We start from the raw sequence: 25791 nt of genomic DNA on the forward strand, positions 1-25791 counted from the left end.
CACCCATGTTCTGGACCTCATATTTTCTGGCGGTCCTTGCTTTGGTGCTGGCATGGCCAGTTCCCGTCCTCTTGTCGCGCGCTGAATGGCCGGCGCGTGCGCCCTTCATGGCCATGGTCCTCTGGCAAGCCATCGCGCTTGCGGGTGGCCTCTCCATGATCGGAGCCATGCTCGTTTACGGACTAGAACCCATCGGCGACAACCTCATTGCGGGGCTGCGTTCGCTAACCGGCATGGTGCTTCACAACGAGCCCACTACGGCGCTGGGCTTCTGGCATTTGTTCGCGTTGTCCGCGGCGGCGCTGCTGAGCGCGCATCTCGTGTTCACCCTGCTGCTCACCTACGTCAAAATCGAACGGCAACGGCGGCGCCACCGCGAACTCCTCGCACTTCTGGCCTCACCCTCCGACGACGGTCCGGGCACCGTGGTCATCAACCATGACTCCCCCGTTGCCTACTGCCTGCCCGGCGGAGCACGGTCCGTGACCGTATTGTCCGATGGCCTGATGGCCGCGCTGGAACCTGCCGAGCTCCGTGCCGTCCTCATCCACGAAAATGCCCATCTCTCGCAACGCCACGACCTTCTCTTGTGGGCCTTCGCTGCGTGGCGCCAGGCACTGCCCTGGTTCCCCACCACGCGCCTCGCCCAGGTTGCGGTCAATTCCTTGATCGAGATGCTCGCCGATGACGTGGCGCTCCGCACCGAGAGCAAGGGAACGCTCATCAAGGCGATCGCCATTGTGGCCAGCGGTTCCGTCCGTCCCATGGAGCGGGTCTCCCTGCCCGGAACAAGCGCAGGAGACTCTTCCTCTGATGACGGCACGTTGAGCGGAACCGGCGGCGCCGATTCACCGCGCACGACGGCGTCGCGCGTCAGCCGGCTACTCTCACCCAAGCCTCCGCTTCCGGCAGGGCTGCGCGCCCTGGTCCTTGCGGCCTCGGCCATGTTGCTCGCCGTGCCCACCGGCCTGCTGATAGTGCCGGGCCTGTTGGGCTGAAGTGGCTTGCTGGGCTAGGCCGAATCAAGCGTCGATGCGCTCCCGATCCAGGTCTGCGGCGCCCGCAATGATGAAGTCCTTGCGCGGGGCAACATCGGAACCCATCAGCAGGTCAAAGGTGTCCTCCGCCATCTTGGCGTTCTCGATCCCCACCTTGCGGAGGGTTCGGTGGCGCGGATCCATGGTGGTCTCGGCAAGCTGCTCGGCGTCCATTTCACCCAGGCCCTTATAGCGCTGGATCGGCTCCTTGTAACGCTTGCCTTCCTTGGCGAGCCTGGCTAGCAGGACGTGCAGTTCGGCCTCCGAATAGGTGTAGATCATCTCGTTGGCCTTTTGGCCGGCGTTGATGACTTCAACCCGGTGCAACGGCGGTACTGCGGCAAACACCCGGCCTTCATCGATCATCGGGCGCATGTACCGGAAGAACAAGGTGAGCAGGAGCGTACGGATGTGCGCGCCGTCGACGTCTGCATCGGTCATCAGAATCACTTTGCCGTACCGCGCGGCGTCGATGTCGAAGCTCCGGCCCGATCCCGCACCCACTACTTGGATGAGGGCGGCGCACTCTGCGTTGGAGAGCATGTCCCCCACCGAAGCCTTCTGCACGTTCAGGATCTTGCCTCGGATCGGCAACAGCGCCTGGAAGTCCGAGGACCGTGCAAGTTTGGCGGTGCCAAGGGCGGAGTCACCTTCCACGATGAAGAGCTCCGAGCGTCCGACGTCGTCCGTGCGGCAATCTGCCAGCTTGGTGGGCATCGACGACGTTTCCAGGGCATTCTTCCGGCGCTGCGTTTCCTTGTGGACGCGGGCCGAGATGCGGGACTTCATCTCGCTGACGATCTTCTCGAGGAGCAGGGCGGACTGGGCTTTGTCGTTGCGGTTCGCCGAGTTCAGGCGCGCAGTGATCTCTTCCTCGACCACCTTGGCGACGATCGCCCTGACGGCCGACGTGCCCAGGATTTCCTTGGTCTGGCCCTCGAATTGCGGCTCTGCCAAGCGGACCGTCAGCACTGCCGTGAGGCCGGCCAGGACGTCGTCCTTCTCGATCTTGTCGTTGCCCGCTTTGAGCTTGCGCGCGTTCGTTTCGACGGCCTTGCGGAAGGTCTTCAGGAGTGCCTGTTCGAAGCCTGCCTGGTGCGTGCCGCCCTTGGGCGTTGCGATGATGTTGACGAAGCTCCGCATGGTGGTTTCGTAACCGATCCCCCAGCGCAGCGCGATGTCCACTTCACAGTCGCGTTCCACTTCGGCGATCTTGCTGTGCCCGTTTTCGTCAAGGACCGGAACGGTTTCCTTGAACTTGCCCGCACCATGGAGCCGCCAAATATCAGTGACGCCCGAATCCGCGGCGAGGAAGTCGACGAATTCGGAAATGCCGCCGTCGTGATGGAAGATCTCTTGGTGCGGCCCGTTTTCGCCGGGGGTGCCAGGAAGCCGGCGCTCGTCGCGCACGGTGAGCTTGAGGCCCGGAACAAGGAAAGACGTTTGGCGGGCGCGCGCCGCAAGATCCTCGTAGGCGAACTTCGCGTCCGGGGTGAAGATCTGCCGGTCTGCCCAGTAGCGGATGCGGGTGCCGGTGACGCCCCGCTTGGCCTTGCCCACGACGTCGAGCACCGAGTTCTCGACGAACGGTTCGAAGACCGAGGTCGGGCTGGGCTTCGAGCCAATGTCTTTGAATCGTCCGGGCTCGCCCCGGCGGAACGACATCTGATACGTCTTGCCGCCGCGGTCCACCTGCACGTCAAGACGGGCGGAGAGCGCGTTCACCACGGACGCGCCAACGCCGTGCAGGCCGCCGGAAGCCGTGTAGGAGCCGCCACCGAACTTTCCACCGGCGTGCAGTTTGGTGAAGACGACCTCGACGCCGGTCAGCCCGGTCTTGGGTTCCAAGTCCACAGGGATGCCGCGGCCGTCGTCGTGGATTTCCACCGAATTGTCCGCGTGCAGGATGATCTGGATATCGTGCCCGAAGCCCGCCAGCGCTTCGTCCACCGAGTTGTCGATGATCTCCCACAGGCAGTGCATGAGGCCGCGTGAGTCGGTGGAGCCGATGTACATACCCGGACGTTTGCGGACCGCCTCCAGGCCTTCCAAAACTGAAAGGTGCCGGGCGTTGTATTCAGAACTCGGTGCCACGGGCGGGGCGCTCCTTCGGGGGTATTACAGAGGCGAAAAACACTCCTCCTAGGCTAGCCGCCTCGGAGCCAGGACGAGAGCTGCCACTCCCAATCGTGCCGGACGCCACTTCCCCGTGTTACGCACATGTGATACGCGGACAGCGAACGTGACCCATCCTTGCCATGGTTTTGATTCGAAAGCTGGTTATATGGATACACAGAACTACTAAGGAGGCCGAACATGACAACAGCAGTTGCAGACCGCACACTCAATGCACTCGACCGGTGCGACCGTTGCGGGGCCCAGGCATATGTCCGCGTTGTACTCGAGTCCTCCGGCGGTGAGCTGCTTTTCTGCGGCCACCACGCACGTGCAGTAGAGGCCACGCTGCGGCCGATGACCTCGGACTGGCATGACGAGACGGCGCGCCTTCAGGAGAAGGAACCCGTCCTCGCCGATTAGCCATCAATGGCTGGCTCCAGCGGCCGCCTCGGCTGACAAAATTTCACAGAGACAGCGGCCCCCTCCAGATGGAGGGGGCCGCTGCGTTAACGGAGGGCGGCCCATGGAAGGGCGCCTCCCAACCGAGAAACTGATGCGTCCTATGCGAGGCCGGTGTCCCGCTGCGGTTTTTCCAGCCTGGCTCGCGCTACGTCGGCGGCGCTCTCTTCCTGTCCGCGAGCCTCAAGCCCTGCTATCACACCGTCAATGTCCGTGTCAGGACGGTTTTGGCTGAGTTTGGCTTTCGCTTCGATCCTCGTGATCAACAATTCGACGCCAACAATGGCTCGCAACTGACCGGCGACATACTTCTCCGGCGCATCTTCAACGGACCACGGTCGCTCAAACGGTGCTTCGTTGAGCTTGGTCAGCCGCCGCACTTGGTGGCCAAGCCAGGCCACATCGTCATGGACGGCAAGCGTTCCGTAGACGTGGGCAGTGGAGTAGTTCCACGTGGGAACAACGCGTCCGTGTTCGGCTTTCGAGGCATACCAGGAAGGCGAGACGTAGGCGTCTGCACCCTGGATGATGACAAGTGATTCTCCGATCGTCGACTCGGACCATTGCGTGTTGGTTCGGGCGACGTGTCCTTGCAGCGCGCCGTGTTCACCGACCGAAGGATCGTAGACGAAGGGCACGAAACTGGCGAGCAGGCCCTGCGACGTCATGGTGACCAGGTTCGCTGCACCCGGCCGCGTCAAGAGGTCACGGATTGCGTCCGGACCGGCCGCGAAATGCGCTGGGATGTACATGGGTTCATTCCTCCTATTTTTTGGAAAGGCGGTCTTCTTGGGGCTGTTCGTCCTCAGAGATTCTGTTTCGCCGGTGGCGGGTTGAGCCGGACCCGGACGGCGATCCCAGCGCAGACAATGACGGCCAGGCCTCCGATGATCGTGGTCCAGCTCAAAGCTTCGCCGAGCAGCAGCCCTGCCCAGCAAATGCTCAGCACAGGCTGGATGAGCTGAATCTGGCTAACCTTGGCCATGGGTCCAATGGCGAGGCCTCGGTACCAGGCGAAGAATCCAAAGAACATGCTGACGATTCCGAGGTATGCAAAGGCGGCCCACTCGACCGGCGAGGCCGACGGTGGGTGCTGAGCCCTGGAGAGCGCAGCCAGGCCGGCCATCAACGGCAATGCCAAGACGAGCGCCCAAGATACGGTCTGCCATGCACCGAGTTCACGTGCGAGCAGACCGCCTTCCGCGTATCCGATAGCCGCAGCAATGACAGCGCCGAGGAGCAGCAGATCCGCCCAGTTCAGCTGCCCGAGCCCGCCTGACTGTGCGAAAGCGAAAGCAATCGCCGCAATGGCCCCCACGGCTGTCACCAACCAGAAGGCGATCGGTGGATGCTCGCGTCCGCGGAGCACTGCAGCGGTTGCGGTGGCTGCGGGCAACAGGGCGATGACGACGGCACCGTGGCTGGCGGGCACCGTCGTGAGTGCGAACGAGGTGAGCAACGGGAAGCCGACAACAATCCCGGCGGCGACCACCGCGAGCCGCGCCCATTGCTTGCCTTGAGGAAGGCGCTGCCGGGTGAGCGCGAGGGCACACGCCGCGAGTACGGACGCGACGACCGCGCGGCCCGACCCGATAAGCAAGGGCGACAATCCACCGACCGCCACTCGGGTGAAGGGAACAGTGAACGAGAACGCCGCTACTCCCACAAGGCCCCACCAAAGGCCCGTCGTCGAACTGGACGGTATCACTGGGCGAATAAGCGTAGTAGCGCTACTATTGGCTTTCATGAACAACGATAGCAGTTCCCGGATTGCGACGCGACTGCGGGAATGGATCGCCAGGGCCGCGCCGGGATCCCGCTTGCCGTCCACACGATCACTGGTCGCCGAGTACCAGGCCAGCCCCGTGACAGTGCAGAAGGCGCTGCAGACCCTCACCGCGCAGGGCTTGATCGAGAGCCGGCCCGGGGTCGGGACCTTCGTGCGGGCCGTCCGGACTGCGCGGCCGTCGGATTACGGTTGGCAGACTGCAGCACTGGGTGCACCGCAGGCGCCTCCCCGCTCGGCGTCCACCACCATGCGCAACACCTCGAACGACATCATTGCTTTCCACTCCGGCTACCCGGACCGGGAACTCCTGCCGGAGCGCCTTGTGCGTGCCGCACTCGCCCGGGCCGCCCGGGGAGACGCGGCCTTGTCTCGACCACCCGCGGCAGGGCTTCCCGAGTTGCAGTCCTGGTTCGCGCACGAACTCGGCTCCGCGACCCCGGCAGGGCTCACCCCGCCCACACCGAGCGACGTCATCGTGCTCCCAGGAAGCCAAGGGGGCCTCAGCTCCATCTTCACTGCGTTGGTCGGCCACGGGCAGCCTCTGCTCATGGAATCTCCGAGCTACTGGGGAGCCATCCTGGCAGCGACGCAGGCTGGAGTCCGCATTGTCCCGGTGCCCAGCGGGCCCGATGGGCCTGACCCGGAAGAATTGGCGAGGGCTTTTGAGGAGACTGGCGCACGCCTGTTCTACGCGCAACCGAACTATGCGAATCCCACTGGGGCGCAATGGCCCGCCCGACGGGGCGAACAGGTCCTGGACGTCGTCCGCGAGCACGGTGCGTTCCTGGTTGAGGACGATTGGGCGCACGATTTCGGCATCACCTCGACTCCCGTGCCCATCGCAGCACGTGATGACTCCGGCCATGTCGTCTATCTTCGTTCACTGACGAAAAGCGTCTCCCCTGCCGTCCGCGTCGCTGCAGTCATCGCACGTGGCCCGGCGCGCGAACGCATTCTTGCGGACCGTGCAGCCGAGTCGATGTATGTCAGCGGCTTGCTCCAGGCTGCGGCACTCGATGTCGTCACACAGCCGGCGTGGCAGACGCACCTGCGCAGCCTTCGCCATCAGCTTCAATCCCGCCGCGACCTTCTGGTGACGAGCCTGCACGAACACGCCCCCCGGGCTCACATCACCCAGATCCCCAAGGGAGGGCTGAACCTCTGGGCACGCTTGCCCGACGGGACCGACCTCGAAAAGCTGACTCTCGACTGCGAGAGTGCCGGGGTGATGATCGCCGTCGGTAACGAGTGGTTCCCTGCCGAACCGGCCGGCCCGTTCATCCGACTCAACTTCGCTGGTCCCAACCCCTCCGCCTTCCCGGAAGGTGCAAGGATCCTCGGCCGAGCACTCGAACGCAACAGGCTCTAGGGAAAATGCGCTAGGGAAAGGAAATGGACCCCCGGAAGATCCGAGGGCCCATTTCTGTGAAAGCTTGCGCCGCTGAGGGCAAGGCGTCCGTTGCTTTAGTCGAGGTAGTCGCGTAGGACCTGCGACCGGGAGGGGTGGCGCAACTTGGACATCGTCTTGGATTCGATCTGACGGATGCGTTCGCGGGTAACTCCATAGACCTTGCCGATTTCGTCTAAAGTCTTCGGCTGGCCGTCGGTGAGGCCGAAGCGCATGGCTACGACGCCTGCTTCACGCTCGGACAGGGTATCGAGTACCGAATGCAACTGCTCCTGGAGGAGAGTGAAGCTCACGGCATCCGCCGGTACAACGGCTTCGGAGTCCTCGATCAGGTCGCCGAACTCGGAGTCCCCATCCTCGCCAAGCGGGGTGTGCAGCGAGATGGGCTCGCGGCCGTACTTCTGGACTTCAACGACCTTCTCGGGCGTCATGTCCAGTTCGAGGGCCAATTCCTCAGGCGTAGGTTCGCGTCCGAGGTCCTGCAGCATTTGGCGCTGGACCCGTGCCAGCTTGTTGATGACTTCCACCATGTGCACCGGGATGCGGATGGTGCGGGCTTGGTCTGCCATGGCGCGGGTGATGGCCTGGCGGATCCACCAAGTGGCGTAGGTGGAGAACTTGAAGCCCTTGGTGTAGTCGAACTTCTCTACCGCACGGATCAGGCCCAGGTTTCCTTCCTGGATGAGGTCCAGGAACAGCATGCCGCGGCCTGTGTAGCGTTTCGCCAGGGAAACCACAAGGCGCAGGTTGGCTTCGAGGAGGTGGTTCTTGGCCCGCTTGCCATCATGGATGATGAACTCGAGCTCACGCTTGAGCTTCGGATCCATGGAACCATCATCGGCGTTGATTTTTTCCTCGGCGAAGAGGCCGGCTTCAATGCGGAGCGCAAGGTCGACTTCCTGCTCCGCGTTCAGGAGGGCCACCTTACCGATCTGCTTCAGGTAGTCCTTGACGGGGTCGGCGGTTGCGCCGGCGGACATGACCTGCTGGACAGGAGCGTCGTCGTCATCGGCATCCGAGTACACAAAACCGGAACCTGTCGCGGCAGGCTTCTTGCCCTCTTCGCCTTCTTCGACTTCCTCGGTGAGCTCTGCTTCATCGGGAACGACGGCGTCAAAGTCCTCGGCTTCTTCTTCGGAGTCCTCGTCGGCACCGGCGGACTTGTTGGCGGCTTCGGCAGCGGCCTTGGCGCCGGGCTTGGGCCCGCGCTTCTTGGGTGCCGGCTTCTCTGCACCTGCAGTTGAAGCATTGGCAGCACGCGTTGCCGCACGCTTCGCAACTGTAGCCGCCTTCTTTTCTTCGGCGGACAGTTCGGCCTGGGCGGCGGGTTCCTTCTCGGCGGAAGACGGGGTCACAGAAAACCTTTCTAGCGGCGGTCTGTGGAATCACCATGGGGGCAACACCACTATGACCCTGTCAAGTCCGCTGTAACATCAAGTGCCATCGCCGACCGCAGAGTCTTTAGGTAAAACTCCCGACGACGCCTAAATGTTCCCTAAATTCAGGGACATTCCGGGCACTTGAAACACGGACCCAACCGGGTCTCGGCAACCATTGTCTCACGGTTTTGGATTCCGGGGCGTCTATATCGGCTACCTTGTGGACAATTACGCTTCGCTGGATTTCCCACAGTGACGCGGTTTCGTGTCACGCCGCGGTGCCTCCGAACCTCCGCCATGCGGACGTATGGCTTTTCGCCCAACCGCACACGGTGCCGCGCCGCACCACCTCGGCAAGCAGCTCCGCAAGTCGATAGCCCTGTTGTTCAGCGTCCGCTTGTGAAAAGAGCTCGTCCGCGAACGAACCGCTCCCCTGGCACCATTGAATCCACCCCCGGATCGTGAGCGCAGCAGCCCGTCCCTCGCCGCCCCCACGCCGCGAGAGCATCGCCAGAACCCTGTCCAAGGTGGCCAGTCGGTCCCAGTCGGGGTTATCCGGGTAGAGCCCTAGCAACACGTCCCCGTACCGCAAGGCGTTGTTATCCGCCGCCGCCGTCCGCGGAGCCTCTCCGCCGGATGCCCGCTGACTTTGCCCTGCTGGTGACGATCTCTGCGCCGTCGGCTTCCCTTTTGCTGGAGACAAACACCGAAGCCCCGGCGGAATGAACAAGGCGGCTTCCGAATCGCCCTCGGGAGAAAAGAAGCGGAAGGCCTCCGCGCCGCCGCGGGCGACTCCTTTCCCGGCAGCCGCAAGGACCACCACGGCGTCACGCCACGCCGGAACCCGCAGGCTCGCCCGGAGGAACACTTCGGCCTCGGGGTCGAATTCTTCCGGAAGGCCGGAATCGAGGACCCCCATCCACACATCCAGCATTTCTTCGAATGTCCTCTTGCCACGCCACCGCCGAAGCATTTCCTCAAGGGTGGAGTCTTCAGCACGCAAGAACTCCGGATCACTAGCCGGTTCGTCAGCCTGCCCCAGCAACCGGGGTGACTCCCTGACACGGCTCCCCCTGAAAACCATTTCGGCGTTGAGCCTGCTGTCGAGGATCTCGTCCACGGGACGCCCGGGGATCGGGCAGCACTCCACATCGGTACAGAACGCGCTGCGCCAGTAGCCAGAACCAATGAACCAGGCATCCCGGAGCGCCAGGCCACCGCGGGCGAAGACCAGCTCCAGGGACTCCAGCAGGGGCAGGTTGCCCTGCACAACGCCGCCGTTTTCCCAGCCATCATCGCTGAAAATTGCCAGGAGCACTCCGTCCGCGTCATGGTCTGCTTCCAAATACTCACCGATCCTCCGCGAGTACAGAGCAAGCACCTTCTCGGATCTCTCAGGCGGAAGGTCCACGCGCAGGGTGGCGCCGAGCGTCTGGCCACGCAAGGTAATGGCCACGAGACTCTCCTTGGGCCAGTGTCCCAGGGCATGGGGAATGAAGCCCAGAATGTCCTCGGGCCGGGAGATGGTTACACGGTTGTCTGCTGTCATGAATCCAGCATTGGCGGCAAGACACGGTGACGGCAGGCCTCAATTGCCCTATGTGGACAAGGTTGCAATGACGAATCAGGCTACCGCGCGGAGCTTCGCTGCTTTGCGAGCCGTGCGCGTCGCAATTCGACGCGGCGCCGGCGCTGATTTGCAAGCGACACGAGGAGTGGCGGAACGTGCACGCCCTGGGCCGCCATCTGGCGGCGCACCTTGCGGCGGGTCATGACGATCAAGACGGTGCCCACAAGGAGGAACAGGAACTGCACGCTTAAAGCGATACGGAAGGACGCGAGGCCGTACAGCTCGCCTCCCGAGAAACCGCTCGTGTGAAGAATGTCGAGGACCAGACCCACGAAATAGATCGTCAGGAGCGCCGCAACGAATCCGCCCACATTGACGATGCCCGTGGCAGTTCCGATCCTGTGGGAAGGGTTGAATGTCCGGGCAAAATCAAAGCCGATCATCGACCCGGGGCCACCGATGGCCAGGGCGACCACCAACAAGGCAAGCAACCACAAGGGCGCCCTGCCCGGCAATAGCAGAACCGCAGCCCAGGCAAGTGCGGTGGCCGCAGTAATCAGGAGAACCATGGCCGAGCGACGCATGGGGTGCCTCGCGACGAACGTTCCGAACAGGGGCCCCACGAGAATGCTGGTGACCACAAAGAGCCCCATCAGGGCGGACACGGTGGCCGCGTCCAGGCCCTGCGCCGACACCAAGAATGGGTAGCCCCAGGACATGGCGAAGACGTTACCGCTGAACTGGACGGTGAAGTGGCACCAGAGCCCCAATCGCGTCCCGGGCTGCCGCCACGCGCGAGCGAGGGTCACACCCGTGGCGCGCAGCCCTTGACCGCTCTCCCGGGGTGGGTGACCCGGCGGAACGTCCCTGAGCAGCGCCAGGACGAGGACAACGGCGAGCGCGGAGAGGGAACTCAGAGCCAGAAAGGCTGTGTTCCAACCCGCGGAATGAAGGACCAACGCGAACGGCACCACACTGATGAGCTGGCCGAGCTGGCCCGACATTCCCGTCAGCTGGGTGACAAGGGGAACCCGGGCCGGCGCGAACCAGATCGGCACGAGGCGGATCACGGAGACGAAGGTCATGGCATCACCGGCTCCGACGAGCACCCGGCCGAGCACGCCGCCCGGAATGGTTTCGGCATAAGCCAGTTGGAGTTGGCCGAGTCCCATGAGCACGGCACCGCTGGCAATCATGGCGCGGGAGCCGAAGCGGTCAACAAGCAGCCCCACTGGTATCTGGAGGCCGGCATAGACGAGCAATTGCAGCACGGTGAAGAAGGAAATAGCGGCCGCGCTGGCATGGAATCGCTCAGTCGCTTCAAGTCCGGAGACACCGAAAGATGTGCGTTGGGCCACTGCCACCAGATAGGCGAGCACCCCGATCGTCCATATGAGCCAGGCGCGGGGTGCGTTCACCCTTCCATTATGCCCGGGGCCTCATTAAAGCTGCTTTATGGGCGCGCATCTTTACGTGCGAGGTACGCCTCAACTGCCGCGCCCAAGTCCTCGGCGTTGGGCAGTTCGTCGTTCTCGTCAGCTAGCAAGGATCGCCGGACCGTCCCCTCGGCTTTGTCGTCATAGCGGGATTCCAGTTTTGACACCACCTGCTGGACGTCCTCGGATGCCTCCACCTGCTCGGCGATCTGCCGGCCCACTTCCCTGCCGGCCTCGCGGAGGCGGTCAGTGGGCAGCATCAGGGAGGTCGCCGCGCCCAGGTATTCAAGCCCCGCGACAGCTGCCGGCGGATACTCCGCGTCGGCGAGATAGTGCGGAACGTGTATCACGTAGCCGGCCACCTTACGCCCGGCTTCGCTCAGCCGCAGTTCAAGAACATGGCCAATAGCCGAAGGAACGTCGACAGTGGGCTTCCACGTTGAGATCCCTTCGATGAGTTCCGGGCGGTTACCGTGCACCGTGACACCCACCGGCCTGGTGTGCGGAACCGGCATGGGGATCGAATGGATCCAGGTAACCAGGTTGACGTCGAGTTTTTCCACGATCCCGACGACGGCGCGCGAGAACCGTTCCCACTGGAGGTCGGGTTCGAAACCGGCAAGCAGCAAGAACGGCTCGCCCAGCCCGTCCTTCAGCCTGTAAAGGGCCAACTGAGGGGCTTTGTAGTCCTCCAGATGGTCCTCGACGAAACTGATGTGCGGACGGCGCGTGCGGTAGTCAATGAGCTGGTCGGCATCGAAGACGGCCACGGTTTCGACTTCGAGTGTGTCCAGCAGCTCCCGGTTGATCTGATGGACCACGTTGCCCGCATCGGCAAATCCCGTAAAGCCCATCAGCATGTTGAGCCCCCTGATCTCCGGGCTGTGGAAGAGCTCGATGTTGCTCGCGTAGAGCGACTCAGGGTCAAGGAGTGAGCCGGATATCCGTTCAAACACGGCGTGTTCCTTTCGCAGTTGCAAGTTTTAGGAGGAGCAAGCGGGCGCACACCACGGCAAGTGCCTTCGGCGGCCCGCCACGCTCCATGTATTGGTACAACGCCCCGGACCGGCTACGCATTCCTGTCAGCCGATGTGCTGCAACTCTCATTTAATTGCTTTCCGGCGCAGCAGACAGACTACGATCGAGACGTGCCGCCGTGTGCGGACTGAAGCAACCACAGACGTTGTCACAAGCAGACAACCGACGGGTACCAGGGCCGGGCGCCTAACATGCAGCCCGGCCAAGCCATGCAGAGAGAAATGAGGACGGATCCTCGTGGTGAAGACTACAGACATCACCCTTGGCACCATCGCCAAGGACCTGAAAAAGTCGCCCAGCGACGCACTCGTGATAGGCATCGGACAGGGTCCTGACGGCCCGGTGCTTCTCGGGAACCCGCTGAGCGCCAAGGCTGCGGAATCTCTCGCAGCCTCGTTGGGACTCCTGGGCATTACGGGAGCCGCCGATCAGGTTCACCGTCTGCCGGGTCTTCCGGAAACCGGCTCAGGCGTTCTTGTCCTGGCGGGTGTCGGCAAGGTTGCCGACGGCGCTTCCCTCGCTGAGGAGGCCCTGCGTCGCGCTGCAGGATCCGCCGTCCGCCAACTGGCTGGCCTGTCCTCCGTGACGCTCGCACTCCCGACGGCGTCCCTCGCCGACGTCTCAGCCGTCGCCGAAGGCGCCGTGCTCGGTTCCTATTCCTACACCGAGCACCGTTCCAGCAAAGACGGCCTCAAGGATCCGGTCGGCAAGGTCCTGATCCACACAGCCCTTGACGGCAAGGAAGTCCAGCCCGCACTTGACCGAGCGCTCCTCGTCGGACGCGCGGTCAACGCCACCCGTACCCTGGTCAACCAGCCGCCGAGCCACCTTTACCCGGAGTCCTTTGCCGAAGCTGCCAAAGAACTCTCAAAGGGACTCCCCGTCAAAGTGACTGTCTGGGACGAGAAGCGCCTCGAGAAAGACGGCTTCGGCGGAATCCTGGGCGTCGGAAAGGGTTCAACCCGCCAACCGCGCCTGGTCAAGGTGGAGTACGCCCCGGCCAAGGCCACCAAGAAGATCGCGCTCGTGGGCAAGGGCATTACCTTCGACACCGGCGGCATTTCGATCAAGCCGGCCCTCGGCATGGGCGACATGAAGAGCGACATGGCGGGCGCCGCCGTCGTACTTAATACTGTCTTGGCTGTTGCGGGGCTCGGGTTGCCGGTCAAGGTGACCGCGTGGCTCTGCATCGCCGAGAACATGCCGTCCGGCGCTGCACAGCGCCCGGCAGATGTCCTCACCGTCTACGGCGGCAAGACCGTTGAGGTCCTCAACACCGACGCTGAGGGACGCCTGGTCATGGCCGACGGCCTGGTCGCGGCGAGCCTCGAACAGCCGGACGCCATCATCGACGTCGCGACGCTCACCGGGGCACAGCTGATCGCCCTCGGCGACCGTACTGCCGGCGTGATGGGCTCGGACGCTGTCACCGGCCCACTCAAGTCCGCCGCCGACCGCGCAGGCGAGCTCGTCTGGCCGATGCCGCTGCCGGAAGAACTGCGGGCAAGCCTGGATTCGCAAGTGGCGGACATCGCGAACATCGGCGAACGCCACGGAGGAATGATGACCGCGGCCGTTTTCCTGCGCGAGTTCGTCGGCAAGGACGCTGAAGGCGCACAGATCCCGTGGGCACACGTCGACATCGCCGGCCCGTCCTTCAACAACGGCAGCCCGTACGGCTACACGCCCAAGCAGGGTACCGGTTGCACCGTCCGGACGCTGCTCGCCTACATCGAAGACGTGCTGGCAACGGCCTGAACCGGCCTCCAAGTGGGGCCGGTTCATGACCGGCCCCACGGCCCGACGTGAGTCTGGCCACAAGCGCCCCACAAAAGCCTCGGCAGGGTGGAGCATGGATAAGTGGTTCGCTAAGGTGAACCACGGTAGTCACAAATGCAAGAGAACTTCGGTGCTGGCATAATCGCGGCAGAACAAGTTCCAAGACCAGATGACGCGTAGTCGCGTGTCATCGCTCACGCGAGGGAGCGTCCTAGTGGCCGATCAGGCAACTGCGCAAGAATTCGACATCCTGGTACTCGGTGGCGGCAGCGGCGGCTACGCCACGGCTCTGCGTGCCGTTCAGCTTGGTTTCACCGTTGGTCTGGTCGAGAAGGCCAAGCTCGGTGGCACCTGCCTGCACAACGGGTGTATCCCCACCAAGGCACTGCTGCACTCGGCAGAACTGGCCGACCACGCACGCGACTCCGCCAAGTACGGCGTGAACGTGACGCTTGACAGCATCGACATCGACGCTGTCAACGCCTACAAGGACGGAATCGTCGCCGGTAAGTACAAGGGCCTGCAAGGACTCATCAAGTCCAAGGGCATCACCGTCATCGAAGGCGAAGGCAAGCTGCAGGGCACTGACACCGTCGTCGTGAACGGCACAGCCTACAAGGGCAAGAACATCGTCCTGGCCACGGGTTCCTACTCCCGTTCCCTGCCCGGCCTCGAAATCGGCGGCCGCGTCATCACGTCCGACGAAGCGCTGACCATGGACTACATCCCGAAGAGCGTCATCGTCCTCGGCGGCGGCGTCATCGGCGTCGAATTCGCTTCCGTCTGGAAGTCCTTCGGCGTCGACGTCACCATCGTAGAAGGCCTCCCCTCCCTCGTTCCCAACGAAGACACCGCCATCGTCAAGAACCTCGAGCGCGCGTTCAAGAAGCGCGGCATCAAGTTCAGCACCGGCGTCTTCTTCCAGGGCGTCGAGCAGGACGACAACGGAGTGAAGGTCACCCTGGTTGACGGCCAGACCTTCGAAGCCGATCTTCTCCTGGTTGCCGTGGGCCGTGGCCCCGTCACTGCCAACCTTGGTTACGAAGAAGCAGGTATCACCCTCGACCGCGGCTTCGTCATCACCAACGAGCGCCTGCACACCGGCGTCGGCAACGTCTACGCCGTCGGCGACATCGTCCCCGGCGTCCAGCTGGCCCACCGCGGGTACCAGCAGGGCATCTTCGTCGCCGAAGAGATCGCGGGCCTGAACCCGGTAGTCGTCGAAGACGTGAATGTCCCGAAGGTCACCTTCTGCGAACCTGAAATCGCCACCGTTGGCTACACCGAAAAGGGAGCCAAGGAAAAGTTCGGCGAGGACCAGGTCCAGACCCAGGAATACAACCTGGCTGGCAACGGCAAGAGCTCCATCCTGGGCACCGGCGGCATCGTGAAAGTTGTCCGCCAGAAGGACGGCCCCGTCGTCGGTATCCACATGATCGGCTCCCGTATGGGCGAACAGATCGGCGAAGCACAGCTGATCGTCAACTGGGAAGCACACCCGGAGGACGTAGCACAGTTCATCCACGCACACCCGACGCAGAACGAGACCCTGGGCGAAGTCCACCTCGCCCTGGCAGGCAAGCCGCTCCACGGCTAAGTCTTTACGCAAGACACCCGGTCCTGTGCCCGCACGAACTGCGGGCGCAGGACCCCCAAGCAGGCAACACTCATCCGCACTAAAGATCAATAAGGAGAACGGGGACGACATGTCTGAATCCGTTAACTTGCCCGCCCTTGGTGAAAGCGTCACCGAAGGCACCGTCACTCGCTGGCTCAAGCAGGTTGGTGACCGAGTGGAAGTCGACGAGCCCCTGCTCGAAGTTTCCACCGACAAAGTAGACACTGAAATCCCGTCTCCTATTGCCGGCATCATCGAAGAGATCCTCGTAGCTGAAGACGAGACCGCCGAAGTCGGCGCTCCCCTGGTCCGGATCGGCAGCGGCAGCAACGGCGCTGCAGCTCCCGCAGCCGCACCTGTGGCGGAGGCACCGGCGGCTCCAGCCCCCGCCGAAGCGCCGGCTCCTGAAGCGGCACCGGCAGCCGCGCCGGCCGCAGCCCCGACCCCCGCTGCCGAGCCGGCAGCAGCTCCTGCCGCGGCATCGGGTCACGACGTGACCCTCCCGGCCTTGGGCGAAAGCGTCACCGAAGGCACAGTCACCCGCTGGCTCAAGGCCGTCGGCGACACCGTCGAGGTGGACGAACCGCTCCTTGAGGTCTCCACTGACAAGGTCGACACCGAAATTCCCTCCCCCGTGGCCGGCACCTTGCTGGAAATCCGCGTCAACGAGGACGACACTGCCGAGGTCGGCTCGGTTCTTGCCGTCATTGGCTCCGGTGCCCCCGCCGCTACGCCGGCAGCCGAAGCTGCTCCGGCACCCGCCGCAGCCGCTCCGGTTACCGCCCCCGCTCCGGCAGCCCCCGCGCCCGTTGTTGAGGCAGCCCCAGCCGCCGCCCCTACAGCTCCGGTTGCGGAATCCGCGCCCGCAGCGGCTCCGGCTCCGGCAGCACCCTCGGCTCCGGCGGAATCCGGCTACGTTACCCCCCTCGTCCGCAAGCTTGCCAACCAGAACGGTGTCGACATCACCACCGTGACGGGCACCGGCGTCGGCGGCCGTATCCGGAAGCAGGACGTGCTCGCCGCAGCCGACGCAAAGAAGGCTGCAGCCGCTGCTCCGGCGTCCGCGGCTCCTGCGGCACCGAGCAAGCCTGCCGCCGCTCCCGTTGTTGCCTCTTCGCTGCGCGGGACGGTGGAAAAGGCTCCGCGCATTCGCCAGGTCATCGCCCGCCGCATGCGCGAGTCACTCGAAACCTCCACTCAGCTGACCCAGGTGCACGAGGTCGACATGACCAAGATCGCCAAGCTCCGGCTCAAGGCCAAGGGTTCCTTCGAGGCCCAGAACGGCGTCAAGCTCACCTTCCTGCCGTTCATCGCCAAGGCCGTCGCCGAGGCACTGAAGCAGCACCCCAAGCTGAACGCCGCCTACGACGAAGACAAGCAAGAAATCACCTACCACAACGCGGAACACCTCGCGATCGCGGTGGACACCGACAAGGGCCTGCTTGTCCCGGTTATCTCCGACGCCGGCAACCTGAACCTTGCCGGCCTGGCCAGCAAGATCGCCGATGTCGCCGGCCGCACCCGCCAGGGGAAGATCGGTCCCGACGAGCTGTCCGGCGGTACCTTCAGCATCACCAACATCGGTTCTGTGGGCGCCCTGTTCGACACGCCGATCATCAACCAGCCGCAGGTSGSMATCCTSGGCACCGGYGCSATCGTCAAGCGYSCCGTRGTGGTYKCCGAYGAGAACGGYGAYGACTCGMTSGCCATCCGCTCCATGATGTACCTSTCSCTGACGTACGACCACCGTTTGGTCGACGGCGCCGACGCCGGCCGCTTCCTGCAGACGCTCAAGGCCCGCCTTGAAGAAGGTTCGTTCGAGGCTGACCTGGGTCTCTGATTCCAGTCATGACCTAGCAATTCGCGCCGCGTGACGGTGCGGATCGCGACGATGGGGCAGGCTCCGGTGGGAAACCGCCGGAGCCTGCCCCGTTTTTGTGCGCCCATTTTGCTCCGTGGCTTTGCTACGGCACGTAGAAGATTCTGGCTAAGCTGGAGCCATGAGTATTCTCTTCAACGTCCTGCTGTTCTTGCACATCGTCGGCGCAGCCATGATTGTGGGTTTCTGGATCGCCACCATGAAGCAGCCGACCGTCCACCCACGCCAGCGGGACGGCGCCTTCGTGCAGCTGATCACTGGCATTGCCATGATGGGAATCCTGCCCATGCTGCCCAATGCCGACCCCAACTACTTCAAGCTCGGCATCAAGTTCGCCATTGGTCTCGCCGTGGCCGTGCTCGCCGTCATTGGCTCCCGCAAGGTCAAGAAGGGCGAACCGGTCTCTACCGGCCTGGCACACGGCGTCGGCGGACTGGCGTTGGTCAACATCGCGATCGCCACGATCTGGCAGTAATCCCCTGATGGACGAGCGGCCGCCCGGACCTTCCGTCCGGGCGGCCGCTGCCGTTTGACCCGTGGCGGTCACAATCCTCTGAGAGCGGACAAGCGGTGCGCCGCCGTCGTCGAATCCTTAGGATTGAACCCGGTGGCACCCGGCATCCGGATGCCAATTCGCAACGACGCTGAGGAGTGGACATGGCTACAACACGCACCGCACACACCGTATGGAACGGCAACCTGATCGAAGGCGCCGGCAACACCACGCTGGACAGCTCCGGACTCGGAACCTTCAACGTGACATGGAAGGCCCGCGCCGAGTCCGCAGAAGGCAAGACAAGCCCCGAAGAGCTGATTGCCGCCGCACACTCGGCGTGCTTCTCGATGGCATTCAGCAACGGCGTGGCAGGCGCAGGCTTCACGCCGGAAGAGGTCAACACCAAGGCCGACGTCACGTTCCAGCCAGGCGTTGGCATCACTGGCATCCACCTGACCGTGAGCGCACGCATCCCCGGTGTTTCCGAGGAAGAATTCCAGCGCCTCGCCGAAGACGCCAAGGTCAACTGCCCGGTTTCCCAGGCACTTCGTGCAACTCCGATCACGCTGGATGCCACGCTCGCTTCCTAGCGGCAACACGTCCAAAGCAGCGAAGTCCCCGCCTTTCCTTCCGGACGGGCGGGACTTCGTTTTGCGGGCCTTCGGCTACCCCTTTTGCGGCCTGGCGGGCAACGCAACGGGACGGACCTTGCGATAGCCTTCACGCAGCGGAGGCCGGTCCGTGGGCAGTTCCTGGACCATTTCCTTGAGGGCTCCGATCCCGTATTCCAGCTGGGGATCGGTGCCTGCTGCGTACGCGTGCGGCGGGAACACCACCTCAATGTCAGGCTCAACGCCGAAGTTCTCCACGCTCCAGCCGATCCCGCCGGAGAACCACGTGGCGTAACGCGGCTGGGTCACACCCGTGCCGTCAGCCAAGGTGAAGCGGTTGTCGATGCCCACCACTCCGCCCCAGGTCCGGGTGCCGATAATCGGGCCGATGCCGCGGAGCTTGGACACCTGCGTGATGATGTCGCCGTCGGACCCGGCGAATTCGTCGGTGAGGATAATGACTGGCCCGCGCGGAGCATGATGGGGGTAGGTGCGCGGCTTTTCGCCGCGGGGCATGCTCCAGCCGGTGACCTTGCGGCCGATCAACTCGGCCACCAGCTGGGAAGTGTGGCCGCCACGATTGCGCCGGACATCAACAATCAACCCATCCAGAGCAGTCTCGGTGTCAAGATCCCTGTGGAGCTGCGCCCAGCCGTTGGCCATCATGTCCGGCACGTGCAGGTAACCGAACTTTCCGTCCGAGGCCTCGCGCACGGTACGCCGGTTGGCATGTACCCATTCCTGGTACCGCAGGCGTTCCTCGTCCTTCACCGGAACCACGGCAACGCGTCGCTGCCGTCCGGCAGCTTCGCCATGCCCGTTGCCGTTCAGGAGCGTGAGTTCCACGGCGCGGCCTGCGGCGCCCGCCAGTTGTTTGGCTGGGGTAACGTCCGCGGAGAGCCCGACGCCGTCGATTGCCAGCACAACGTCGCCCACCTTCGCGTCGGCTCCGGGCCGCGTCAACGGCGAGTTGGCGAGGGGGTCTGAGGAGTCTCCCGCGAGGATGCGTGTGATCTCCCAGCCAACCTCCGTTAATTGGAGGTCGGCACCAAGCCGTCCCTGTCCATTGCTGCCGGGCTCAACCACCGCCGCCGGACGCACGTACGCGTGGGAGGTACCGAGCTCGCCATGGAGTTCCCACAGGAGGTCCACCAGATCGTCGTGGGAGCCCAGGCGCCCGACGACGGGACGGTACCGGCGGTGCACCGATTCCCAGTCCAGGCCGGCCATGTCCTCGGTCCAGAAGAAGTCCCGCTGGAGCCGCCATGCTTCGTCGAATGCTTGCCCCCACACTGCCAACGGATCCATGATGACCCGGATCCGGTTGAGCTCAACCTTCACGCGCTCAGCTGAGTCTTCATCAACTTTCACGTCCGACGGCACGGCAACAACCTGCTTGTCGTTGACGAAGACCAGTTTCTTGCCGTCTCCGGACAGACGGTAGCGCTCAACAGCAGAAGCCAACGCGACCTGCTTTTGCTTCGACAGCTCGTAGCGGACCAAGGCGGGAGCTGGCGCCTTGTCCTGCACTTTCCCCCGGCCTTCTCCAGTGACGCCCGAAAGAGGGGTGTCCAGCCAGAGCAGGGCATCGCTCGAGGCCGAAAGCTCGGAATAGTTGCCTTGCGGCACCGGGACGCCGATGACACGCAATGGCAGGCCCTCGAGGTCCACGCGGACCTGGACAGCCGCGCCGGCCACAGTGCCGTTCTCGGCGCCGTCCGTCGCCCCTGGGGAGGCCTCAGCGTCACCCTCGTCGAACAGATCCACTACTGGCCCGAAGGGAGATGGAGTGTCCGCTGCGAGTGCCACGAGGTACGGCTTGATGGGGCTGGGGAAGGACAAATCAAAGGCGTGGCCGTCGTAGACGGGATCAAAACTGCGGTTCGACAGGAACGCCAGGAACTTGCCATCGGGAGTGAAAGCGGGTGATTCGTCGCAGAAACGGCCGTCGGTGACATCCACAATGCTTTCCGGACAGGCTGTGTTGGCCATCCGCATCTTGCTCCGCGAACCGAACGACGTCACGGGTTCGGACCAGGCCAGCCATTGTGAGTCCGGCGACCACGCGAGTCCATCAATGCTGCCCTCCCCTACGCTCACAATCAGCGACAGGGTCCCGCTCGCCGTATCGGCCAGGTACACATCACCGAATGCTGTCCCCACTGCAAGCCATTTGCCGTCAGGACTGGCTTCGAGGGCGCTTGGACGTGCTGCCCTGGGAAAGTCGATCCGCTGGACGTCGAGGCGCAATCCGTCCCCTCCGCTCTCCGTTGCGCCGTCGGGCATCGCCGTGCTGCCCTCCGAAGCCGCAGCGGCCTGTGTGCGGGACAGCGGATGCCGAGCCGGGGACGTCGCCGGCTGTCCCGCGATCGCCGACGCGGAAACGGGACGGGGCAATTGTTCGGCAACAGCCTCATCGGACGCCAGGGGCATTCCGGTTTCCGGCGTCGCAGTGGCCGGGTCCTGGACTGGCGCTGCGCTGGTCGGCCGTGAGACACGCGGGGCGATCCTCTTGATGTAAACCGAGTCGACGCCGTCGTGGTCCGCTACATAGGCGATACGACCGTCGCTCAGCGGCCGGGGAAGCCTCGCCCGCACGCCGGGAGTCGCTTCGACTACCCGGGACGGCCCGTCCCTGTGGCGCAGCCAGTGGATGGTTCCGTGGGATTCCACTGCACTGGCTGAACCTTCAGCATTGGGGAACACTTCGCCCAAGTGGGCGGGAACTTTGAGGGGTGCCGCCCGCCGCGACTGTGATGCCGAGCCCAGCGTGATGTCCAGCCGTACCGCCTCGGCGTCGGACTCAAGCGTCGGCAGGATCCACAATTCGCCTGCCGATTCGAAGATGACCCGTTTGCCGTCGCTCGCAGCGTGCCGGACGTAGAAGTCCTCGTGATCGGTGTGCCGGCGCAGATCCGTTCCGTCGGGCTGCACGGAGTAGAGATTTCCGAAACCCTCGTGGTCCGAAAGGAAGGCAATCCGGCCGCCTACCCACAGCGGGTCCGCGAGATTCCCGTCGAGCTCAGGGACCAGACGGGCGAACTCGCCGTTCCCGTCAGCGTCGATCCACAGCTTTCCGGCTGTACCGCCGCGATACCGCTTCCACCAAGCAGGCTCACGGGAGAGCACACTGGCCAGGACAACGGGACGCTCGTCTCCCACTTCCGGGCCGAACGCCAGCGATTCCACAGGACCGAACGGAAGCTCGACGGCCGGGCCGCCGTCGAGCGGCAGAGCGTAAGCGTGGGTGTGCCGTCCTTCGGCCTGTTCGAAAGCGCTAGTGACCACCACATCGCCCCCGGAGGTGAATCCCTTGACCCGGGTGGTGCTGTGGCCGAAGTAGCTCAACTGCCGGTAGCCGCCGCCGTCGACCTCTGCTGTCACCACTTCGGGAGCTGCGCCGACGATCGTCGTCCAGACAAGCCGCTTGCCATCGGGGCTGAAGCGGGGATTGCGTGAAGGCAACTGCTGGGCGGAAATCCGCCATGCGCGGCCTCCTGCCACGGGCGCAATCCAAACGTCGTCTTCGGCCACGAAGGTGAGCAGGTCACCGTGCAAATGCGGGAAACGGAAGTAGCTGGAGGAGGTCATTGTTCGATCATAGTCAAAGGAGAAGCAAGCTCTTTGAGGCCTGCCGGAGTGCCGAAGTGACACTCGCCATGATGTGATGAGGCATGCGAATCGTGATTTCGGGAGCATCAGGATTTATCGGAACGGCGCTGGCCGATCGTCTTCTTCGCACAGGGCACGACGTCGTCAAGCTTGTTCGCCGCACACCAACAGGAACCAGCGAAGCACAGTGGGACCCTGCCGCGGGGCACTTGGACGAAGCGCTACTGGACGGTGCCGACGCCGTGGTCAACCTCTCCGGGGCAGGGATCGGGGACCGCCGCTGGACCAAGGCACGGGTGAGGGAAATCTTCGACTCACGCCTGCGGACAACTAAAACGCTCACGGCGGCCATGGGACGGCTGGGAACTCCGCCCGGAACATTCCTGAGCCAATCGGGGTCGCACTACTATGGCGCGTCCCGAGCCGGGCTCCTGCGCGAAGATTCGGGCCCCGGCCAAAGCGTGCTGGCGCGGCTCTGCGTCGACTGGGAAGCCGCCGCCCGCACTGCTCCCCGGGGCGTCCGCGTGGTGACTCCCCGCACCGGCGTGGTACTCAGCCCGGCCGGTGGCGCGGTGGGCCGGCTCCTGCCGCTGCTGAAACTGGGCCTGGGCGGACCGCTAGGCAACGGTCGGCAATACTGGCCATGGATCTCCTTGGTCGATGAAATCACGGTTATCGAATTCCTGCTGGACTCATCGCTCGAGGGTCCCATCAACGTGTGCGCCCCGGAAAGTGCCGACGTCAACGCCATCGTTGCGCAGTTGGCGGCGGCCCTGCATCGGCCGGCGTTCCTACGCGTACCCGCCCCGGCGCTGCGCCTCGTCTTGGGTGGCCAACTGGCAGAGGAACTGGTCCTCGCCAGCCAGCGCATGGAACCGGCAAGGCTTATGGCCTCGGGCTTTACCTGGCAGCACCCTGCACTGGCGGACGCCGCCCGATGGGTGGCAAGCGGTGGCAAGTGGTCCTCCGAATCCGGCTAAGCCCGCTTGGCCAGGATCTCGGTGATCCTCCACCCCCCTTCGCTGCGTAAAAGGACCACCCTGAGTTCCTGTGGTTGGCCGGCGGGACGCGTACGGACCACTTTCCCTGAGGCGTCCCGTTCTTCATAGGCCGAGGTCTCCGCCCTGACAGCAACTGTTGCGCGGTCCCGGCTGGCAGCGCCTTCCACGCTCACGCTGGTCAAGGCGGTGGAGAAGCCCGAAAGAACCAAGGCTGCGCCCTCCAATTCGTCCCTGACTTTGCCGTCCGCGGCAGCAGCAGCCGAGCCCTGTGCGTTGACGTGATCCAATAGCTCAAGCTTGCCGGTACTGAACGCCGTGTCCCGAAGCGCCGATAGTCCCCTGATGGCTTCCTCGGGGTCTTGAGATCGAATCTGGTCCCGCACCGCTGCGGGGACCTCGTCGAGGCCCGCCCCCTTCAGGCGGTTCCCCGGCGGGCCGAGCGCCGGCGTCGACTCCTGCGTTTGCTGCCCAACTCCCTGTCCTCGATCGCCAGCCCACCACATGCTGATCGCTGAGCCGGCAACCACAAGTATCCCGAGAGCGAGCAGAATGGACGCCGCCCGCCGTCGCACAGAACTAAGCGCAACAGCCCACCGCCCCCTTCCTCCTCCCCGTGGCGAGCGGAAGCGTCCGAAGAACTTCCCGACGCGGGCGCGCTTTGAGCGAGGATCAACTGCCCGACGCCGGGTCATCAGTTCCGGAACAACCGTCGCGTGCACCGAAACGGAAAGGTCCACGGCTTCCGGCGCCGCGCTCCGGTAGACGGCGATACCCAACTCGGCCGCGGAAGGCCGTTGATGCCCATCTGGATGCAGTCCGGCCTCGATGGCAACGGCTAGCGCGGCAGGGACCGCCGGCACCAGCAACGTCAGTGGAGGCCTCCGGGCCGCAGTGTCCGGAGCGGAACCAGTGAGGCAATACCAGCCGAGGGCTGCGAGGGCATAGGTATCGCGCTCAGGCTGGAGTTCGGCACGCTCCCCGACCATCGGAGCCGGATCTGCGAATCCGGGAGTGCCGGAGTCCGGGACGCCGGCGGTGTCCCCCACCACGCGCGAAACTCCCACATCCGACAGAAGCGGCTTCCCCTGGGCAGTGAAGAGCACATTCCCGGGCGAAACGTCGGAGTGTGTCATGCCCTGATGATGCAGATAGGCCAAGGCCTGCGCCAGAGGAGTAAGGATGGTCACCGTCTCACCGACGCTGAGACGCCCCCGGCTGGACACAAGCTCCCCCAGCGAACCCCCGGGTGCGTAATCCATGATCAGGCCCAGTCCGCCGTCGGAGGGCCCTGCCAACCGGACGACGCCACGAACCTTGACGAGGTGCTCATGATCCAGCCGCGACAAAAGGTGCACCTCACGGAGCATGGAGGACTTGGCCTTGCCTGGGTCCTCCGTCTCCGGTTTCAGCCCGAGGCATTTCACGGCAAAACTGTTCCCGGACCGCTGTTCCATGGCAAGCCACACCGCGGCGCTTCCGCCGCGGCCCAGCTCACGGACGGGAACAAAGCCGGGAATCACCGGCTCGGAAGAGGCAGTCCCTTGGAAGGTCGTGGCTTTATCGTCGTCCTGACCACCCCTGCCGGGCACAAAAATCTCCATGACTCAACAGATACCGGAATTCCCGGATCGCCGCAGAAGTTATCCACAGGCCTGCGTGGCACGAGCCGTGCGACCCAGCCGAGTACGACTGAGAGCTTGGCCACAAAAGCATGGCCTGCGTCCAGCGGGGTCTAAGCTTGTCCCCATGACTCTTGAGTTTTCACAGCTGGGTCTTGCCCCGGATTTCGTTGACTACATGCAGGGCTGGGATATCCAGCGCGAGCTCCACAACAAAGTTGTTGCCGGCGAGAAACCCAGCACCGTCTTACTCCTTGAGCACGCGGCGGTCTACACCGCAGGCAAGCTCACTGAGGACCACGAGCGCCCCTTTGACGGCACTCCCGTCGTCCCTGTTGATCGGGGTGGCAAGCTGACTTGGCACGGACCGGGTCAGCTGATCGCCTATCCCATCCTCAAACTGAAGAACCGTGCCGGAATCCGTGACTACGTCGAGCGGCTCGAAGACGTGATGATCGCGATCATTGAGGACTACGGGATCAAGGCCACGCGGGTCAAGGGCCGGGCGGGAGTCTGGGTCCTCGCCGATGACAAGGGTCCGGACCGCAAGATCGCCGCGATCGGCATCCGCGTCTTGGACGGCGTCACTATGCATGGCGTGGCCATCAACTGCAGCAACGACCTCGCTCCCTACGCACAGATCATCGCGTGCGGCATCACCGACGCCAGCGTCACCACCATGTCCATTGAGACCGGCAGGACCATCAACCCGGCCGACATTGCCGAGCGCTTCATCGAAGAGTTCCGCAAGCACGAAGAAGCACTCGTATCCAGCCCCGAAGGAGCAATCCAGTGACCCTGGCACCTGAAGGCCGTAAGCTGCTGCGCGTTGAACAGCGCAACAAAGCCGTCCCGGTCGAACGCAAGCCCGAGTGGATCAAGGCCAAGGTCCAGATGGGCCCGGAATTCGTGGGCCTGAAGAACCTCGTGAAAAAGGAAGGC

The 25791-nt window shown here is 64.0% G+C and carries 19 protein-coding genes and 1 pseudogene; 11 read left to right on the forward strand and 9 right to left on the reverse strand.

Annotation, left to right across the window (positions count from 1 at the left end; genetic code table 11):
• Positions 1-5 precede the first annotated feature (5 nt).
• Positions 6-998: a M56 family metallopeptidase gene (locus tag AC1DLO_RS13005; RefSeq protein WP_476890208.1), complete on the forward strand. Its 993-nt coding sequence runs from the start codon at positions 6-8 to the stop codon at positions 996-998.
• Positions 999-1022: 24 nt separating this feature from the next.
• On the opposite strand, the gene AC1DLO_RS13010 is transcribed toward AC1DLO_RS13005, so the two are convergent.
• A complete protein-coding gene (locus AC1DLO_RS13010) occupies positions 1023-3131 on the reverse strand; it encodes a DNA gyrase/topoisomerase IV subunit B (protein WP_476890209.1) in 2109 nt (702 codons plus the stop codon).
• 222 nt (positions 3132-3353) lie between these two features.
• Here AC1DLO_RS13010 and AC1DLO_RS13015 point away from each other — a divergent pair, with 222 nt between their 5' ends.
• Positions 3354-3575, forward strand: a complete 222-nt coding sequence (locus AC1DLO_RS13015; RefSeq protein ID WP_059389114.1) for a DUF7455 domain-containing protein — start codon at positions 3354-3356, stop codon at positions 3573-3575.
• A 140-nt stretch (positions 3576-3715) separates the two neighbouring features.
• On the opposite strand, the gene AC1DLO_RS13020 is transcribed toward AC1DLO_RS13015, so the two are convergent.
• Both AC1DLO_RS13020 and AC1DLO_RS13025 read right to left on the reverse strand, forming a co-directional pair.
• The gene (locus AC1DLO_RS13020; protein WP_476890210.1) at positions 3716-4366 is read right to left on the reverse strand and encodes an FMN-binding negative transcriptional regulator; all 651 of its coding nucleotides are present in this window, start codon (positions 4364-4366) and stop codon (positions 3716-3718) included.
• A 53-nt stretch (positions 4367-4419) separates the two neighbouring features.
• Positions 4420-5361, reverse strand: coding sequence for a DMT family transporter (locus AC1DLO_RS13025; protein WP_476890211.1), 942 nt, complete (start codon positions 5359-5361; stop codon positions 4420-4422).
• Here AC1DLO_RS13025 and AC1DLO_RS13030 point away from each other — a divergent pair.
• Positions 5360-6772 (forward strand): aminotransferase-like domain-containing protein, encoded by a 1413-nt coding sequence (locus AC1DLO_RS13030; protein WP_476890212.1) that lies wholly within the window; start codon positions 5360-5362, stop codon positions 6770-6772. The genes AC1DLO_RS13025 and AC1DLO_RS13030 overlap by 2 nt on opposite strands.
• Before the next feature lie 95 nt (positions 6773-6867).
• On the opposite strand, the gene AC1DLO_RS13035 is transcribed toward AC1DLO_RS13030, so the two are convergent.
• The 4 genes from AC1DLO_RS13035 to AC1DLO_RS13050 form a co-directional block, all read right to left on the reverse strand.
• Positions 6868-8166, reverse strand: coding sequence for an RNA polymerase sigma factor (locus AC1DLO_RS13035; protein WP_184739065.1), 1299 nt, complete (start codon positions 8164-8166; stop codon positions 6868-6870).
• A gap of 292 nt (positions 8167-8458) precedes the next feature.
• Complete coding sequence (locus AC1DLO_RS13040) at positions 8459-9739, reverse strand: DUF4192 domain-containing protein (RefSeq protein ID WP_476890213.1); 1281 nt, start codon at positions 9737-9739, stop codon at positions 8459-8461.
• Between the two features lie 80 nt (positions 9740-9819).
• Positions 9820-11178 carry an MFS transporter gene (locus tag AC1DLO_RS13045; protein WP_476890214.1) on the reverse strand — a complete coding sequence of 453 codons (1359 nt, stop codon included), beginning with the start codon at positions 11176-11178 and terminating at the stop codon, positions 9820-9822.
• Positions 11179-11213: 35 nt separating this feature from the next.
• A complete protein-coding gene (locus AC1DLO_RS13050; protein ID WP_184739058.1) occupies positions 11214-12152 on the reverse strand; it encodes a proteasome assembly chaperone family protein in 939 nt (312 codons plus the stop codon).
• Between the two features lie 319 nt (positions 12153-12471).
• On the opposite strand from AC1DLO_RS13050, the gene AC1DLO_RS13055 reads away from it, so the two are divergent.
• The 5 genes from AC1DLO_RS13055 to AC1DLO_RS13075 all read left to right on the forward strand — a co-directional run bounded on the left by AC1DLO_RS13055 (position 12472) and on the right by AC1DLO_RS13075 (position 18596).
• Entirely contained in the window at positions 12472-13992 is a 1521-nt protein-coding gene (locus tag AC1DLO_RS13055) for a leucyl aminopeptidase (RefSeq protein ID WP_476890215.1), read from the forward strand.
• A 235-nt stretch (positions 13993-14227) separates the two neighbouring features.
• Positions 14228-15610 carry a dihydrolipoyl dehydrogenase gene (lpdA, locus tag AC1DLO_RS13060; RefSeq protein WP_476890216.1) on the forward strand — a complete coding sequence of 461 codons (1383 nt, stop codon included), beginning with the start codon at positions 14228-14230 and terminating at the stop codon, positions 15608-15610.
• A gap of 109 nt (positions 15611-15719) precedes the next feature.
• The gene (gene sucB / locus AC1DLO_RS13065) at positions 15720-17471 is read left to right on the forward strand and encodes a 2-oxoglutarate dehydrogenase, E2 component, dihydrolipoamide succinyltransferase (protein ID WP_476914492.1); all 1752 of its coding nucleotides are present in this window, start codon (positions 15720-15722) and stop codon (positions 17469-17471) included.
• Positions 17472-17631: 160 nt separating this feature from the next.
• On the forward strand, positions 17632-17985 hold the full coding sequence (locus AC1DLO_RS13070) for a hypothetical protein (protein WP_184739050.1): 354 nt from the start codon (positions 17632-17634) through the stop codon (positions 17983-17985).
• Positions 17986-18167: 182 nt separating this feature from the next.
• Positions 18168-18596, forward strand: a complete 429-nt coding sequence (locus AC1DLO_RS13075) for an OsmC family protein (protein WP_284981435.1) — start codon at positions 18168-18170, stop codon at positions 18594-18596.
• Positions 18597-18671: 75 nt separating this feature from the next.
• Here AC1DLO_RS13075 and AC1DLO_RS13080 read toward each other — a convergent pair whose 3' ends face one another.
• Positions 18672-22208 (reverse strand): S41 family peptidase, encoded by a 3537-nt coding sequence (locus AC1DLO_RS13080; protein ID WP_476890218.1) that lies wholly within the window; start codon positions 22206-22208, stop codon positions 18672-18674.
• An 83-nt stretch (positions 22209-22291) separates the two neighbouring features.
• Between AC1DLO_RS13080 and AC1DLO_RS13085 the strand changes: the two genes are divergently transcribed.
• Positions 22292-23209 carry a TIGR01777 family oxidoreductase gene (locus AC1DLO_RS13085; RefSeq protein WP_476890219.1) on the forward strand — a complete coding sequence of 306 codons (918 nt, stop codon included), beginning with the start codon at positions 22292-22294 and terminating at the stop codon, positions 23207-23209.
• On the opposite strand, the gene AC1DLO_RS13090 is transcribed toward AC1DLO_RS13085, so the two are convergent.
• Entirely contained in the window at positions 23206-24831 is a 1626-nt protein-coding gene (locus tag AC1DLO_RS13090) for a serine/threonine protein kinase (RefSeq protein ID WP_476890220.1), read from the reverse strand. The two genes, AC1DLO_RS13085 and AC1DLO_RS13090, sit on opposite strands and share 4 nt — an antisense overlap.
• 145 nt (positions 24832-24976) lie before the next feature.
• Here AC1DLO_RS13090 and lipB point away from each other — a divergent pair, with 145 nt between their 5' ends.
• Together lipB and AC1DLO_RS13100 are read left to right on the forward strand one after the other, a co-directional pair.
• Positions 24977-25645: a lipoyl(octanoyl) transferase LipB gene (gene lipB, locus AC1DLO_RS13095; RefSeq protein WP_476890221.1), complete on the forward strand. Its 669-nt coding sequence runs from the start codon at positions 24977-24979 to the stop codon at positions 25643-25645.
• A pseudogene (locus AC1DLO_RS13100) lies at positions 25642-25791 on the forward strand (lipoyl synthase); the annotation flags it as partial. The gene lipB and the pseudogene AC1DLO_RS13100, both read left to right, overlap by 4 nt.

This window comes from Arthrobacter sp. 01T419, assembly GCF_056398865.1.

Bases quoted from the DNA above. Each gene is read 5' to 3' on its own strand.
- AC1DLO_RS13075 (WP_284981435.1), top strand. From the start codon at position 18,168: ATGGCTACAACACGCACCGCACACACCGTATGGAACGGCAACCTGATC.
- AC1DLO_RS13080 (WP_476890218.1), bottom strand. From the start codon at position 22,208: ATGACCTCCTCCAGCTACTTCCGTTTCCCGCATTTGCACGGTGACCTG.
- AC1DLO_RS13015 (WP_059389114.1), top strand. From the start codon at position 3,354: ATGACAACAGCAGTTGCAGACCGCACACTCAATGCACTCGACCGGTGC.
- AC1DLO_RS13025 (WP_476890211.1), bottom strand. From the start codon at position 5,361: ATGAAAGCCAATAGTAGCGCTACTACGCTTATTCGCCCAGTGATACCG.
- AC1DLO_RS13005 (WP_476890208.1), top strand. From the start codon at position 6: ATGTTCTGGACCTCATATTTTCTGGCGGTCCTTGCTTTGGTGCTGGCA.
- AC1DLO_RS13040 (WP_476890213.1), bottom strand. From the start codon at position 9,739: ATGACAGCAGACAACCGTGTAACCATCTCCCGGCCCGAGGACATTCTG.
- AC1DLO_RS13030 (WP_476890212.1), top strand. From the start codon at position 5,360: ATGAACAACGATAGCAGTTCCCGGATTGCGACGCGACTGCGGGAATGG.
- AC1DLO_RS13090 (WP_476890220.1), bottom strand. From the start codon at position 24,831: ATGGAGATTTTTGTGCCCGGCAGGGGTGGTCAGGACGACGATAAAGCC.
- AC1DLO_RS13020 (WP_476890210.1), bottom strand. From the start codon at position 4,366: ATGTACATCCCAGCGCATTTCGCGGCCGGTCCGGACGCAATCCGTGAC.
- AC1DLO_RS13070 (WP_184739050.1), top strand. From the start codon at position 17,632: ATGAGTATTCTCTTCAACGTCCTGCTGTTCTTGCACATCGTCGGCGCA.
- AC1DLO_RS13085 (WP_476890219.1), top strand. From the start codon at position 22,292: ATGCGAATCGTGATTTCGGGAGCATCAGGATTTATCGGAACGGCGCTG.
- lipB (WP_476890221.1), top strand. From the start codon at position 24,977: ATGACTCTTGAGTTTTCACAGCTGGGTCTTGCCCCGGATTTCGTTGAC.